The organism is Rhodanobacter sp. Soil_C_14 (genome assembly GCF_057657335.1).
Map to the genome: position 1 here is coordinate 19,801 of NZ_JBDGIQ010000005.1, position 13,878 is coordinate 33,678.

Annotated in this window: 14 protein-coding genes; 13 read left to right on the plus strand and 1 reads right to left on the minus strand. The window is 67.4% G+C overall.

Features of this window, described 5'->3' with window-relative positions; genetic code table 11:
* Positions 1-80: 80 nt before the first annotated feature.
* The 6 genes from atpA (at position 81) to glmU (ending at position 6,858) form a co-directional block, all read left to right on the plus strand.
* The gene (gene atpA, locus AC3A56_RS12665) at positions 81-1,631 is read left to right on the plus strand and encodes a F0F1 ATP synthase subunit alpha (RefSeq protein ID WP_007807021.1); all 1,551 of its coding nucleotides are present in this window, start codon (positions 81-83) and stop codon (positions 1,629-1,631) included.
* 127 nt (positions 1,632-1,758) lie between these two features.
* Positions 1,759-2,676, plus strand: a complete 918-nt coding sequence (gene atpG / locus AC3A56_RS12670; protein ID WP_056715922.1) for a F0F1 ATP synthase subunit gamma — start codon at positions 1,759-1,761, stop codon at positions 2,674-2,676.
* Between the two features lie 82 nt (positions 2,677-2,758).
* Positions 2,759-4,171 carry a F0F1 ATP synthase subunit beta gene (atpD, locus tag AC3A56_RS12675; protein WP_056715925.1) on the plus strand — a complete coding sequence of 471 codons (1,413 nt, stop codon included), beginning with the start codon at positions 2,759-2,761 and terminating at the stop codon, positions 4,169-4,171.
* Between the two features lie 124 nt (positions 4,172-4,295).
* Positions 4,296-4,721 carry a F0F1 ATP synthase subunit epsilon gene (locus tag AC3A56_RS12680; protein WP_056715927.1) on the plus strand — a complete coding sequence of 142 codons (426 nt, stop codon included), beginning with the start codon at positions 4,296-4,298 and terminating at the stop codon, positions 4,719-4,721.
* Positions 4,722-4,888: 167 nt separating this feature from the next.
* Complete coding sequence (locus AC3A56_RS12685; RefSeq protein ID WP_487770568.1) at positions 4,889-5,419, plus strand: hypothetical protein; 531 nt, start codon at positions 4,889-4,891, stop codon at positions 5,417-5,419.
* A 71-nt stretch (positions 5,420-5,490) separates the two neighbouring features.
* Entirely contained in the window at positions 5,491-6,858 is a 1,368-nt protein-coding gene (gene glmU, locus AC3A56_RS12690) for a bifunctional UDP-N-acetylglucosamine diphosphorylase/glucosamine-1-phosphate N-acetyltransferase GlmU (protein WP_487770569.1), read from the plus strand.
* A gap of 39 nt (positions 6,859-6,897) precedes the next feature.
* Here the strand turns inward: glmU and AC3A56_RS12695 are convergent, their stop codons facing one another.
* Positions 6,898-7,890, minus strand: coding sequence for a chorismate transformation FkbO/Hyg5 family protein (locus tag AC3A56_RS12695; protein WP_487770570.1), 993 nt, complete (start codon positions 7,888-7,890; stop codon positions 6,898-6,900).
* Between the two features lie 92 nt (positions 7,891-7,982).
* On the opposite strand from AC3A56_RS12695, the gene AC3A56_RS12700 reads away from it, so the two are divergent.
* The 7 genes from AC3A56_RS12700 (at position 7,983) to AC3A56_RS12730 (ending at position 13,690) form a co-directional block, all read left to right on the plus strand.
* On the plus strand, positions 7,983-8,252 hold the full coding sequence (locus AC3A56_RS12700; RefSeq protein WP_056715942.1) for a phosphopantetheine-binding protein: 270 nt from the start codon (positions 7,983-7,985) through the stop codon (positions 8,250-8,252).
* A 102-nt stretch (positions 8,253-8,354) separates the two neighbouring features.
* Positions 8,355-9,071 (plus strand): COG4648 family protein, encoded by a 717-nt coding sequence (locus AC3A56_RS12705; protein ID WP_487770571.1) that lies wholly within the window; start codon positions 8,355-8,357, stop codon positions 9,069-9,071.
* Positions 9,068-9,373 carry an ApeI family dehydratase gene (locus AC3A56_RS12710; protein ID WP_487770572.1) on the plus strand — a complete coding sequence of 102 codons (306 nt, stop codon included), beginning with the start codon at positions 9,068-9,070 and terminating at the stop codon, positions 9,371-9,373. Before AC3A56_RS12705 ends, AC3A56_RS12710 begins: the two co-directional genes overlap by 4 nt.
* Entirely contained in the window at positions 9,370-10,326 is a 957-nt protein-coding gene (locus AC3A56_RS12715) for a lysophospholipid acyltransferase family protein (RefSeq protein WP_056767934.1), read from the plus strand. Before AC3A56_RS12710 ends, AC3A56_RS12715 begins: the two co-directional genes overlap by 4 nt.
* Positions 10,253-10,909, plus strand: a complete 657-nt coding sequence (locus AC3A56_RS12720) for a LolA-related protein (protein ID WP_487770573.1) — start codon at positions 10,253-10,255, stop codon at positions 10,907-10,909. Before AC3A56_RS12715 ends, AC3A56_RS12720 begins: the two co-directional genes overlap by 74 nt.
* A gap of 2 nt (positions 10,910-10,911) precedes the next feature.
* Complete coding sequence (locus AC3A56_RS12725) at positions 10,912-13,230, plus strand: MMPL family transporter (RefSeq protein WP_487770574.1); 2,319 nt, start codon at positions 10,912-10,914, stop codon at positions 13,228-13,230.
* Entirely contained in the window at positions 13,214-13,690 is a 477-nt protein-coding gene (locus AC3A56_RS12730) for a hotdog family protein (protein ID WP_487770575.1), read from the plus strand. Before AC3A56_RS12725 ends, AC3A56_RS12730 begins: the two co-directional genes overlap by 17 nt.
* Positions 13,691-13,878 lie beyond the last annotated feature (188 nt).

Genomic DNA, 13,878 nt, shown 5'->3' on the forward strand with positions numbered 1-13,878 from the left:
GAAGTCCATTTCGCGAAGGGCAAAACCGGCCATCCATGGCCGGACTCTTCAACAAAGCTTTCGATTTTGGGATAACAACCATGTCCAGCAGCACACTGAATCCGTCCGAGATCAGCGAACTGATCAAGAGCCGCATCGAGCAGTTCAAGCTCGGCGCGGAAGCGCGCAACGAGGGCACGATCATCAGCGTGTCCGACGGCATCGTGCGCATCCACGGCCTGGCCGACGTGATGCAGGGCGAAATGATCGAACTGCCGGGCAACGCGTTTGCGCTGGCGCTGAACCTCGAGCGCGACTCGGTCGGCGCGGTGGTGCTGGGCGAATACCAGCACCTGCGCGAAGGCGACACCGCCAAGACCACCGGCCGCATCCTCGAAGTGCCGGTTGGCCCGGAACTGCTCGGCCGCGTCGTCGACGCGCTGGGCAACCCGATCGACGGCAAGGGCCCGATCAACGCCAAGCTCAACGCCGAAGTCGAGAAGGTCGCGCCGGGCGTGATCTGGCGCAAGTCGGTCGACCAGCCGCTGCAGACCGGCTACAAGTCGGTCGACGCGATGATCCCGGTCGGTCGTGGCCAGCGCGAGCTGATCATCGGCGACCGCCAGACCGGCAAGACCGCGCTGGCGATCGACGCGATCATCGCGCAGAAGGGTTCGGGCATTAAGTGCATCTACGTGGCGATCGGCCAGAAGCGCTCGTCGGTGGCCAACGTGGTGCGCAAGCTGGAAGCGCACGGCGCGCTGGCGCACACCATCGTGGTGGTCGCCTCGGCCTCCGAGTCGGCTGCGCTGCAGTACGTGGCGCCGTATTCGGGTTGCGCGATGGGCGAATACTTCCGTGATCGCGGCGAAGATGCGCTGATCGTGTACGACGATCTTTCCAAGCAGGCCGTGGCGTATCGCCAGATCTCGCTGCTGCTGAAGCGTCCGCCGGGCCGCGAAGCGTATCCGGGCGACGTGTTCTATCTCCACTCGCGTCTGCTCGAGCGCGCATCGCGCGTGTCCGAGGAATACGTCGAGAAGTTCACCAACGGTGAAGTGAAGGGCAAGACCGGTTCGCTGACCGCGCTGCCGATCATCGAGACCCAGGGCGGCGACGTTTCGGCGTTCGTGCCGACCAACGTGATCTCGATCACCGACGGCCAGATCTTCCTGGAAACCGACCTGTTCAACGCCGGTATCCGTCCGGCCGTGAACGCCGGTATCTCGGTGTCCCGCGTCGGCGGTGCCGCGCAGACCAAGATCGTCAAGAAGCTGTCCGGCGGCGTGAAGCTGGCGCTGGCGCAGTTCCGCGAGCTGGCCGCGTTTGCACAGTTTGCTTCGGATCTTGACCCGGCCACCCGCGCCCAGCTGGACCGTGGTCAGCGCGTGACCGAGCTGATGAAGCAGGCGCAGTACGCGCCGCTGTCGATCGCCGAGCTGGCGCTGTCGGTGTACGCGGCCGAGAAGGGCTACCTCGACGACCTGCCGGTGAACAAGGTGCTGGCGTTCGAGAAGGGCCTGCACGCCTTCATGCACCAGAACCACGAAGAGCTGATGAAGAAGATCGTGGCCACCGGCGACTGGAACGGCGACATCGAAGCCACCTTCAAGGCCTCGCTGGACGAGTACAAGAAGACCGGTAGCTGGTAAGAGGAGCCGGGAACAGGGAATAGAGAATCGGGAATAGGAAGAGCCACGGCGCATCGCGCTCCGCTTTGAACCATTCCCCATTCCCCATTCCCCATTCCCCCGAGTGAGCAAAGCGAGCGAGTAAAGCATGGCCAGCGGACGCGAAATCAAAACCAAGATCAAGAGCACGCAGAACATGCGCAAGGTGACGCGCGCGCTCGAAATGGTCTCTGCCGCGAAGATCCGTCGTGCGCAGGACCTGATGAAGGCTTCGCGTCCGTACGCCCGCTCGATGCGCAAGGTGATCGCGCACGTGGCCCAGGCCAGCACGGATTTCAGCCATCCGTTCCTGACCCAGCGCGACAACGTGGCGCGGGTCGGTTTCATCGTGGTGTCGACCGACCGCGGCCTGTGCGGCGGCCTCAACTCCAACCTGTTCCGTCGCCTGCTGCCGGCGATCGTCGAGTGGCAGAAGCAGGGCGTGCAGGTCGACGTGGTCGCGGTGGGCCAGAAGGCGGTGGCGTTCTTCCGTCGGCTCAAGGGCGTGAACCTGATCGGCAGCGTGACCCATCTGGGCGAGAAGCCCAAGCTGGAGCAGCTGGTCGGCGTGATCAAGGTGATGATGGACGCCTATACGTCCAACGGTCTGGATCGCGTGTTCCTCGCCTACAACGACTTCGTCAACACCATGACGCAGAAGCCGACCATCGACGCGCTGCTGCCGCTGCCGCTGGTGGCCACGGAAATGGAAGCCCATCAGGCGGCCGGCGAGTCGGCTTACGCCGGCGTGAAGCTGGAAGCGAGCCACGACTGGGACTACATCTACGAGCCCGACGCGCAGACCGTGCTGGAGCACGTGCTGGGTCGCTACATCGAGTCCGTGGTGTACCAGGCGGCCCTGGAGAACCTGGCCAGCGAGCACGCCGCCCGCATGGTCGCGATGAAGAGCGCGTCGGACAACGCGAACAAGGTGATCGGCGAATTGACGCTGGTCTACAACAAGGCCCGCCAGGCCGCGATCACCCAGGAAATTTCCGAAATCGTTGGAGGAGCTGCTGCGGTGTAACCGCGGCAGCTCTTGAAAAAATTCATGGCGACGCGAAGCGGCGCCGCAACAAACCTAAAGAGATTCATCCGGAGCTATCAGCATGAGCCAGGGCAAAGTTGTTCAGATCATCGGCGCGGTCGTCGACGTGGAATTCCCCCGCGATCAGGTGCCGCAGGTGTATGACGCACTGAAGATCGACGGCACCGAGATCACGCTGGAAGTCCAGCAGCAGCTCGGCGACGGCATCGTGCGCACGATCGCGCTCGGTTCCACCGAAGGCCTGAAGCGCGGCCTGCAGGCGCGCAACACCGGCGAAGGCATCAAGGTGCCGGTCGGCAAGGCGACCCTCGGCCGCATCATGGACGTGCTCGGCAACCCGATCGACGAAGCCGGCCCGATCGGCGAGCAGGACCAGTGGGTCATCCACCGCGAAGCGCCCAGCTATGACGAGCAGGCGGCGGCGACCGACCTGCTGGAAACCGGCATCAAGGTCATCGACCTGGTCTGCCCGTTCGCCAAGGGCGGCAAGGTCGGCCTGTTCGGCGGCGCCGGCGTCGGCAAGACCGTCAACATGATGGAGCTGATCAACAACATCGCCAAGGCGCACTCGGGTCTGTCCGTGTTCGCCGGCGTGGGCGAGCGTACCCGCGAGGGCAACGACTTCTACCACGAGATGAAGGACTCCAACGTCCTGGACAAGGTCGCGATGGTGTACGGCCAGATGAACGAGCCGCCGGGCAACCGCCTGCGCGTCGCGCTGACCGGCCTGACCATGGCCGAGTACTTCCGCGACGAGAAGGACGAGACCGGCAAGGGCAAGGACGTGCTGCTGTTCGTCGACAACATCTACCGCTACACGCTGGCCGGTACCGAAGTGTCCGCGCTGCTGGGCCGCATGCCGTCCGCCGTGGGTTACCAGCCGACCCTGGCCGAGGAAATGGGCGTGCTGCAGGAGCGCATCACCTCGACCAAGACCGGCTCGATCACCTCGATCCAGGCCGTCTACGTGCCCGCCGATGACTACACCGATCCGTCCCCGGCCACCACCTTCGTGCATCTGGACTCCACCGTGGCGCTGTCGCGCGACATCGCCAGCCTGGGCATCTACCCGGCGGTGGATCCGCTGGCCTCGACCAGCCGCCAGCTCGATCCGCTGGTGATCGGCGAAGAGCACTACAACGTCGCCCGCCGCGTGCAGGGCACGCTGCAGCGCTACAAGGAACTGAAGGACATCATCGCGATCCTCGGCATGGACGAGCTGAGCGAAGAGGACAAGCAGGCGGTGTCGCGCGCGCGCAAGTGCGAGCGCTTCTTCTCGCAGCCGTTCCACGTGGCCGAAGTGTTCACCGGCTCGCCGGGCAAGTACGTGTCGCTGAAGGAAACCATCCGCGGCTTCAAGATGATCGTGGACGGCGACGTCGACCACCTGCCGGAGCAGGCGTTCTACATGGTCGGCGGCATCGACGAGGCGATCAAGAAGGCCGAGGACATGGGCGCCAAGAAAGCCGCCTGAGGCGGCTTTCGGGAATCGGGAACAGAGAATGGGGAATCGGCAAAGCAAAAGCGCCGGTTCCTACCGCTCCTGACCATTCCCCATTCCCGATCCCCCATTCCCTTCGAGCGTAGCGAGAAAAGCCATGACCCAAACCATTCGCGTCGACATCGTCAGTGCCGAAGCCGAGATCTTCTCCGGCGACGCGACGATGGTCGTTGCCACCGGTGAGCTCGGTGAGCTCGGCATCACGCCGCGCCACGCACCGCTGATCACCCGCCTGAAACCCGGTCACGTCGACGTGCTGCTGGACGGCGGCGAGCGCCAGCAGTTCTGGGTCTCCGGCGGCATTCTGGAAGTGCAGCCGCAGGTGGTCACCGTGCTGACCGACAGCGCGGCCCGCGCCGCCGATCTGGACGAGGCCTCCGCGCAGCGCGCCAAGCAGGAAGCCGAGGCGGCCCTGGCCAATCGCACCGACGCGATGGAAATTGCCGAGGCGCAGGCCAAGCTGGCCGAAGCGATGACCCAGCTGCAGGCACTGGAACGTCTGCGCAAGAATCTGAAGCACTAGCCGTCTGATTGACGCGGGCTACCGAAGCGACAGAAAGCGCCGGCCTCGTGCCGGCGCTTTCGTGTGTGGAACAGATGAATCCGGGGCAGCCATGCCGTGTGGCGGCAGTATATATTACACGTGTAATCTGATAGCTTCCGAAGCCTTGTCCATGGCAGGAGCCCATCATGATCCGATTCGCGCGCAGGTTGTCACTGGCCGTTCTGGCCGCATGGCTGGCCGGCTGTGCCAGCACGTCCCGGATTGCGTCGCCGCCGCCCAGTGGCGATGCCTCATGGCGGATGGTGGCGCCGCCCGGCACGGTGCGCTACCAGTTGGCGATGGGCGAGGTGTCCAGCGGCGCGACGCCGCTCCGGCGCGTGAAGCCGGCGTATCCGCCGGGCTTGCTGGCCATCTGCCCGCCGCCGCAGGAGGTGCCGGCGCTGTTGATCATCGATGACCAGGGCGCGGTGGCCGAGGTGCGCGTGAGCGCCGAGCAGCAGGCCGATGCAAGCCGGCACGCCTTCATCGATGCGGTGCGTGCCGCCGCGCGGCAGTGGCAGTTCCAGCCGCTGAGCATCAGCCGCTGGGCCGCGGACGCCGACGGCAACAGCCATGTGGTGGACAGCGGCACCCGGCCATTCAGCCTCACCTATGTCTTCCGCTTCGAATGCCACGCGGGCCAGTCCTCGGTTTCGGCCGCGGCGGCGCAGCCCTGAGTCATGCCTGCCGGCAACGGCGCCGAACCGGCTGCTATGCTTTTCGATCGAAACACGTCAGGGCCGACAGCATGAATCACGCACCACTCCACGTCATCATCCTCGCGGCAGGCGCCGGCACGCGGATGAAATCCAGCCGCCCCAAGGTACTGATGCCGTTGGCCGGCAGGCCGTTGCTGGCGCATGTCATCGAGGCCGCGCGGGCGTTGCAGCCGGCAGCGTTGCACATCGTCTACGGCCATTGCGGCGAGCAGGTGCAGGCGGCGTTCGCCGACCAGGCCGACCTGCGCTGGGCACTGCAGGCCGAACGCCTGGGCACCGGCCACGCGGTGGAGCAGGCGCTGGGCGAGGTGCCGGACGACGCGCGCGTGCTGGTGCTGTATGGCGATGTGCCGATGACCCGCGTCGAGACGCTGCGGCAACTGGTGGAAGCCGAGGGCGGCTTCAGCCTGCTGACCATGCGGCTGGCCGAGCCGCGCGGCTACGGCCGGGTGCTGTGCGACGGCAATGCCCGCGTGCGGGCGGTGGTCGAGGAAAAGGATGCCGACGACGTGCAGCGTGCGGTGAACCTGGTCAACACCGGCATCCTGATCGCCGGGGCCGGCGCCTTGCGCGGCTGGATCGGGCGGCTCGATCGCAACAACGCGCAGGGCGAGTATTACCTCACCGACATCTTCCGCATGGCGGCCGAGGAGAACCATCCCGCGTTGAGCGTGGAGTGCGCCGATCCGGTCGAGGCCGCCGGCGCCAACAATCCGCTGCAGCTGACCGAACTGGAGGCGGCTTTCCGCCAGCGCGCCGCGCACGCCCTGCTTGGCGACGGCGTGCGGCTGGCCGACCCGCTGCGCATCGACGTTCGTGGCGTGGTCACGGCCGGACGCGACGTGGAGCTGGACATCGACGTGATCCTGGAAGGCGACGTTGCGCTGGGCGATGACGTGCGCATCGGCGCCTTCACCCGCTTGCGCAACGTGCAGCTGGCGGCCGGCACCGTGGTGCAGTCGCACTGCGACCTCGATGGCGTGGTCACCCGCGGTCCCTGCACGATCGGCCCGTTTGCGCGGCTGCGCCCGGGCACCGAGCTGGATGTCGGCGTGCATGTGGGCAATTTCGTCGAGACCAAGAAAACCCGTCTCGGCGAAGGCAGCAAGGCCAACCACCTCACCTATCTCGGCGACACCGAGGTGGGCCGTGGCGTCAACATCGGCGCTGGTACCATCACCTGCAACTACGACGGCGTGAACAAACACCTCACGCGGATCGGGGACGGCGCCTTTATCGGCTCGAACAGCTCGCTGGTCGCGCCGGTGTCGATCGGCGCCCAGGCCACCATCGGCGCCGGCTCGGTGATCACCCGCGACGCGCCCGATGGCGAGCTGACCGTGGCGCGCGGCAAGCAGCAGACTTATGAGGGCTGGAAGCGGCCGGTGAAACGGTAGTCGGTCGGAACGGGGATATGCTGGCCGTTCCTCCGTTCCTCAGACATACCGCCAGCCGTCGATCTCGAACAGCAGTTCGCTGCGGCAGATGTCGCCGTGCAACAGCAGCACCGGCACGCCGGGCAGCCGACTGCCGAGAAACTCGCGCACCCGCGCGGCGTCGCCGCGATGGCGAACATACGCCTTCAGCGGCGAGTGGCTGTCGAACCCGCTGGCCAAGCCGGCATTGGCCAGCAAGGCGTCGAGATTGACCATGGTTTCGGCGAGCTGGGCGTCCAGGTCGTGCTGGTGCGCCGACGCATGGCCGACCACGGCGGCCGTGCCGGAAATGGCCAGCACATCGCCGGCCGGCAGGCTCATCGCGCGGGCGAAACTGGGCGGGGTCCGGCCGTACTGGCGGGGGTAGCGCCAGGCGCTGACCTGGCGCGGGTTCTCGACTTTCTGGCCGGGGCGATCGCAGGCCAGCAGGTAGACCTGCAAGCGATGCGCGTCGCCGTGGTGACCGATCGCCGTGGCGGCCGGAAAACCTTCGCTGAAGAAATCGCCCATGCCGCTGGCGCGGCCATCGCAGAAATGCTTGTAGTGCTCGGCGTCGCCATCACCGTGGTTGATGGCCCCGAGGTAGTTCCACACGCGCTGCACGTGATGCTCCGCCCGCGCGGCTACCAGCTGGTGCAGCTGCCGATAGGCCAGCTCCGCGGTGGCTGTGGCGCCGCCATGCTCGCGCTCGTCCAGCTCGATCGAGGCAAACAGCCAGCCACCGCCGGCCGCCCAGTGCATCGCACCGTCGCGACCGCTGCTCACCGACGCATCGACCTGCCACAGCTCCAGCGGTGCCGGGCCATCGAACGCTTCCAGCGGTACCTGCAGATAACGCGGATCCCCGCTGCGCGGGGCGTGTTCGCCGAAGCCGAACACCGCCAGCGTGCCGGGTTCGGCAAGCACCGCGGCGGGTTCGGCCATGCGATAGGAAACCCGCGGCGCGCGGCGCGCCAGCGAGTCGATTTGCGGGTTTTCACTTCCCTGAACCATTCTCGACAACCGGGGACGACAAGGGCGCTATGTTACACTCCGCGCCCACTGCCACCGGGGGGAGGCAATGAAAACACCGTACGGAATCGAGCATGGCAGAGCAGACCGCAGCGCAACACGAATTGGCCACCCTGGTGGTGGAATGCCTGAACCTCGAGTCCGTCACGGCGGAGCAGATCGAGCCGGATGCACCGCTGTTCGGCGGCGAACTGGGGCTGGATTCGATCGACGCGCTGGAGATCGCCCTGGCCGTGTCCAAGCACTACGGTTTTCAGTTGCGCTCGGACAACCCGGAGAACCGGCAGATCTTCACCAGTCTGCGCAGCCTGTCCGACCACGTCGAGCAGCATCGCGCCGGCTGAGGTTGGCCGACGTTCGCAGTTGCTCCGCCATGGTTTCGTCACGCGGTCTTCCCGTGGGGATGGCAGGGTGGCCATCCGGATGAAGCTCACGCGGAACCTGGCATGACGGCATCCCCTCCATCGTCCGACCATGCGCGGCGCCTTGCGCTGTGCCTGTTGCCGGCGTATCCCCTGCTGGCGATCGCCGGTGCGGTGAGCCATCGACAGATTTTCGCGCTGCTGGCGCTGGCGCTGCTGCTTACCGTCCTGCTGCTGCCCGCCATGCTGGCGCGACGAGGTGCGGCATGGCTGTCGTGGTGCGCCGTGCTGGCCGGCCTGCTGCTGGTCTGGATGGGCGGATTCGCCGGCCTGCTGCTGGAAGCGGTGCCGGTGCTGATCAATGTGCTGCTGGCGATCTGGTTCGGCCGCACCCTGGCCACCGCCGAGCCGCTGGTGGAACGCTTCATCATCGCCATCGAAGGGGCCGAGCGATTGCGGCAGCCGGGTGTCGCGGCCTATGCTCGACAGCTCACCTGGTTCTGGACCCTGTTGCTCGGCGCGCAGGCGCTGGTGCTGACCGTGTTGCTGCTGTGTGCCGATCACGGCGGCCTGCTGCAGCGCTTCGGCGTCGCCTCGCCGCTGCAGGTGCCCGAGCGCTGGGCGGCCGCATGGCTGCACCTGGGTTGCTACGCGCTGCTGGGCGTGGCGTTCCTGCTGGAGTATCTCTACCGGCGCTGGCGCCTGCGCCATCTCAGCCATCCGGGCCTGCACGACATGATGCTGCAACTGGCGCTGCACTGGCCGCAACTGGTGCGCGGCAAACGGGTGATGCCGTCATGAGCGAGCGCTTCGAACAATGTGTGCGGATCGACGCGGCGCATCCTGCACTGCCGGGGCACTTCCCCGGCCATCCGCTGGTTCCCGGCGTGGTCTTGCTGGAACAGGTTGCGCTGGCGCTGGGCCGCTGGCGGGGGCAGCGTCTGGCGCGGGTGCTCGAGGCGAAATTCGTGGCACCGCTGCTGCCCGATGAAACGGCCATGTTGTGTCTGACCGGGGGCGCGACGGAAGGCTCGCGGGCCCGCTTCGAAATCCGTCGCGACGGTTGCTTGCTGGCGCGCGGCGTGGTCGAGGGATCTCCATGAGCAACGACGAACACTGGCAAAGCCGGCCCGAGGGCGGCGGCCGCTTCGCGATCTGGCTGATCCGCAGCATCGCCCTGTACGGCGGCCGCCGGCTGGGCCGGTTGTGCCTGTATCCGATCACGCTGTATTTCTACCTGCGTCGCGGGCCCGAGCGGCTGGCCTCGCGGCAGTACCTGGAACGCGCGCTGGGCGGCCCGGTGTCATCGTGGCAGGTGCTGAAACACATCCATTGCTTCGCCGCCACGATCCTGGACCGGATCTTCCTGCTCGCGCATGGCGAGCAGCCGTTCGAGATCGAGACCGAAGGCCTGGAGTTGCTCGACGAGCGCTACGCGCGCGGTCATGGCGTGCTGCTGTTCGGTTCGCACCAGGGCAGTTTCGAAGCCCTGCGCGCTGTGGGTGCGCGCAGACCCGACATGCCGCTGCGGGTGGTGCTGGACAAGCAGAAGACGCCGGCGATGACCGAGCTGCTGGAAGAGCTGGCGCCGGAAGTGGGCAAGTGCGTGATCGATGCGGCGCAGGATGGCACCAGCATCGCGCTGGCGATGGCCGAAGCCTGCCGCAGCGGTGCGCTGGTGGCGATGCTGGCCGATCGTGGTCGCGGCCATGAGGTGCTGCGTCGTACCGAGTTCCTCGGTTCGTCGGCGCCGTTCCCGATCAGCCCGTGGCTGCTGGCGCATACGCTGCAGGTGCCGGTGGTACTGTGCTTTGGCCTGTATCTGGGCGGCAACCGCTATCGGCTGGTGTTCGAGCCATTCAGCGAACGGGTGGAGATTCCGCGGCATGATCGAGGCCCGGCGCTCGATGCGCTGATTGCCCGCTACGCGAAACGACTGGAGCACTACATTCACGTCGCTCCCTACAACTGGTTCAATTTCTATGATTTCTGGCAAGACGCACCTCCTGCTGCCGAGCCTGCTGCTGACGCTGTGCGCGAGCGCGTCGGCGTCTGAGCAGGCGCCTGCGTCTTCCCCGGCGCATGCGCTGATCGCCGCGCTGGGCCAGCCGGCGCCCGCGCATACGGCGTTCGCCGAGGCGCGTTTCCTGCAGGTGTTGCAGCAGCCGCTGGTGGTGTCCGGCGAGTTGTCGTGGCTGGGCGGCGACCAGTTGCAGCGGCGCGTCGACCAGCCGCAACGCGAGACTTCCACCATCGCCGACGGCGAGGTCACCCAGCAGCGCGAGGGCAGGAGTGCGCGGCACTTTTCGCTGAAGCGCGCGCCGCAGCTGCAAGTGTTGCTGGACAGCTTCGTGGCCCTGCTCAGCGGCGACGCGGCGCGTCTGCAGAAGTCCTTCGAAATTACCCAGACGGGCAAGGCCGACGGCGCCTGGACGCTGACCCTGGTGCCGCGCGACGCGCGCGTGGCGAAGACTGTGGCCAGCATCCGCATCGACGGCGTCGGCAAGCAGTCGCGCTGCATGCACATGCAGGAGGCCGACGGTGATCTCGCCGTCGACCTGCTCGGTCCGCTGGCCGCGAAGATGCCCGCCGATCCGACCCGCGAGGCGCTGCAGGCGCTGTGCCAGGGCGCGCCCTGAGCATGCGCCGCGGTGCCCGTGCGACCTTGCTGGTCGTGTGGTTGCTGGCGCTGGCCGCGCTGGGCTGGATGGTGGCGCAGCGGCTGAAGATCAGCACCGACCTGCGCAGCTTCATGCCCGCGCCGACCACGCCCGACCAGCGCCTGCTGATGGAGCAGGTCGGCGAGGGCCCGGGTTCGCGACTGCTGCTGCTGTCGATCAGCGGCGCCTCCGACGAAAAACTGGCCGCGTTGAGCCAGGGTCTGCTCGCTGCGCTGAAGAAGGACCCGCGCTACAGCCAGGTGGTCAACGGCGGATTCGATCTCGGCGCGCTGGACAGCAGCCTGTTGCCGTACCGCTTCCTGCTCTCGCCCACGCTGGACACGCAGCCGCTGGACGAGGCCTACCTGGCCGATCAGCTGCAACAGCGCCTGGACGATCTGTCCTCGCCCGCCGCCAGTCTGCTGAAGGGCCTGCTGCCTCGCGATCCCACGCTGGAAGTGCTGAAGCTGGCCGAGTCGTGGGCGCCGGCGAAGTCGCCCGAAGTGCGTGAAGGCGTGTGGTTCTCGCCGCAGGACGAGGCGCTGCTGCTGGTGCAGACGGTGGCCGCGGGCTTCGATCCGGGTGCACAGGAACAATCCATCGACGGCATCCGCCAGGCCTTCGCCGCGCTGCCGGGCAGCGCGGCGGCGAAGCTCGATCTCAGCGGTCCGGGCTATTTCAGCGTGGTCGTGGGCGCGCAGACGCGGCACCAGGCCGACTGGATCGGACGCATCTCCACCGTGGGTTTCATCGCGCTGCTGCTGCTGGCCTATCGCAGTTTCAGTTCGCTGCTGCTGGGCGCGCTGCCGATCGCCAGCGCGGCGCTGGCCGGCATCGCGGCGCTGACCCTGGCGTTTCCCGACGTGCACGGCATCACCCTGGCGTTCGGCTTCACCCTGCTCGGCGTGGCGCAGGAGTACCCGATCCGCGTGCTCAGCCATCGCCGCGCCGGTGAGGATGCGGTGCAGAGCGTGCGCGCGTTGTGGCCGCTGCTGCTTACCGCGATTGCGTCGGCGTGCATCGCCTACCTCGCGTTCTACGCGTCCGGCGTGAACGGCCTGAAACAGCTGGCGGTGTTCACCATCGTCGGCCTGCTGGTGGCCGGCTTCAGCACGCGCTACTTGCTGCCGCACCTGCTGCCTCGGCGTGTGCGCGACGTGGCCGGTATGGCCTGGCTGACGCGGGCGCGGCGCTTCGTCGACCAGCTGCCGCGGCCGCGCTGGATCCCGTTGCTGGTCGCCGTCGCGATCGTGGCGATGCTGGCCCTGGCGCGTGGTTCGTTCTGGCAGAACAACCTGGCCGCGCTGACCCCGCTGCCGCAGGACCTGCTGCAGCACGACGCACGCCTGCGCGAGGCGCTGGGCGCGCCCGACGTGCGCTACCTGCTGGTGCTGCAGGCGCCGACCGAGCAGGGCGTGCTGGCGTTGTCGGAGCAGCTGCAGCCCCAAGTCGACGCGCTGGTGGCAAAGCATGCCGCCGATGCGCTGGAACTGCCGTCGCGCTACCTGCCCAGCGTCGCGGTGCAACGCGAGCGGCAGGCGAAGCTGCCTGATCGCGCCACGCTGCAGCGTGCACTGGATGAAGCGCTGCATGGCCTGCCCTTCCGCGCCGACCTGTTCCAGCCCTTCGTCGACGACGTGGAAACCGCACGCAGCCTGCCGCCGCTGACGCCCGAGCGCTACGCGCAGACCCCGCTGGGCCAGCGCCTGGCCGCGATGCTGGTCGAGCGCGACGGTCACTGGCTGGGCCTGGGCACGGTCAGCGGCGTGCACGACGTGGCCGCGCTGCGGTCGCTGGGCGCCGGCAGCCAGGGCAGCGTGCGTCTGCTGGATCTGAAGGCCGCCTCCGAATCGCTGGTGGTCGACTACCGCACGCGCATCCTGCAGGCACTGCTGGCGGCCAGCCTGCTGCTGGTGCTGACGATCAGCTTCGCGCTGCGCAGCGTGCGCCGCGCCTGGCATGTGCTGGCGCCGATGACCCTGGCCACCTTCCTGGTGCTGGCGGTTGAGCGGGTGATCGGCATCGAGATCTCGCTGTTCCACTTGGTGGCGCTGATCCTGGCCGGCGGGCTGGGCCTGCACTACGCGCTGTTCTTCGAGCGCGATACCGGCGACCCCGCCGAACAGCGGCGTACCCTGCACGCCACCATCGTCTGCGTGCTGTCCGCGCTGCTGGTGTTCGGCATGCTGGCATGGGCCACGATCCCGGTGCTGCGCGCGATCGGCCTCACCGTGAGCCTGGGCGTGGCCTTCCACTTTTGCCTGTCGATCCTGATGGCACCGCATGCTGCCGAAGAGTGATTGGGAAAAGCTGATTCCACATGCGGGCACGATGTGCCTGCTCGACGCCGTGCTCGCGTGGGACGCACGCACGATCCACGCGACCAGCGCCGGCCATGCGCGCGCCGACAATCCGCTGCGTGGCGAACACGGCCTGCATGCGGTGCACCTGGCCGAATACGGCGCGCAGGCGATGGCCGTGCACGGCGCGCTGCTGGCCCGCGCGCGTGGCGACGAACAGGTGCGGCCGGGCATGCTGGTCAGCCTGCGCGACGTGCAGTTGTTCGAGGAGTACGTCGATCAGCTGGACGGTCATCTGGACGTCCATGCCGAATGCCTCTACGCGGACGATGGCGGTGCGCAGTATGTGTTCCGTGTCGAGCATCGCGGTCGCATGCTGGCCCATGGGCGCGCGGCCGTCATCCATCCGTCGATCGCGCCGTCGATCGCGGATGCGGGAGCCGCCGGCCCGCTGGCGTGACCCGGGTCGGCGTCACCCGGCGGAGTCCGCACCGCGCGTGATCGAAACGCAATACGGCGATGATCAGGTTGCCCGGCGAGCCGGTTGACCGCCATCGCGATTGAACATCGCAAGCCATCTTCGCTTATGCTTTGCGGTGCGCCCGGCGTCACGCTGCCCGCGGTGCCGAGTGACCAAGGGAGATCCTG

Coding starts and splice junctions, on each gene's coding strand:
- AC3A56_RS12710 (WP_487770572.1), top strand. CDS start 9,068: ATGAGCGAGCGCTTCGAACAATGTGTGCGGATCGACGCGGCGCATCCT.
- AC3A56_RS12700 (WP_056715942.1), top strand. CDS start 7,983: ATGGCAGAGCAGACCGCAGCGCAACACGAATTGGCCACCCTGGTGGTG.
- glmU (WP_487770569.1), top strand. CDS start 5,491: ATGAATCACGCACCACTCCACGTCATCATCCTCGCGGCAGGCGCCGGC.
- AC3A56_RS12715 (WP_056767934.1), top strand. CDS start 9,370: ATGAGCAACGACGAACACTGGCAAAGCCGGCCCGAGGGCGGCGGCCGC.
- atpA (WP_007807021.1), top strand. CDS start 81: ATGTCCAGCAGCACACTGAATCCGTCCGAGATCAGCGAACTGATCAAG.
- AC3A56_RS12725 (WP_487770574.1), top strand. CDS start 10,912: ATGCGCCGCGGTGCCCGTGCGACCTTGCTGGTCGTGTGGTTGCTGGCG.
- AC3A56_RS12695 (WP_487770570.1), bottom strand. CDS start 7,890: ATGGTTCAGGGAAGTGAAAACCCGCAAATCGACTCGCTGGCGCGCCGC.
- AC3A56_RS12685 (WP_487770568.1), top strand. CDS start 4,889: ATGATCCGATTCGCGCGCAGGTTGTCACTGGCCGTTCTGGCCGCATGG.
- AC3A56_RS12680 (WP_056715927.1), top strand. CDS start 4,296: ATGACCCAAACCATTCGCGTCGACATCGTCAGTGCCGAAGCCGAGATC.
- atpD (WP_056715925.1), top strand. CDS start 2,759: ATGAGCCAGGGCAAAGTTGTTCAGATCATCGGCGCGGTCGTCGACGTG.
- AC3A56_RS12730 (WP_487770575.1), top strand. CDS start 13,214: ATGCTGCCGAAGAGTGATTGGGAAAAGCTGATTCCACATGCGGGCACG.
- AC3A56_RS12720 (WP_487770573.1), top strand. CDS start 10,253: ATGATTTCTGGCAAGACGCACCTCCTGCTGCCGAGCCTGCTGCTGACG.
- atpG (WP_056715922.1), top strand. CDS start 1,759: ATGGCCAGCGGACGCGAAATCAAAACCAAGATCAAGAGCACGCAGAAC.
- AC3A56_RS12705 (WP_487770571.1), top strand. CDS start 8,355: ATGACGGCATCCCCTCCATCGTCCGACCATGCGCGGCGCCTTGCGCTG.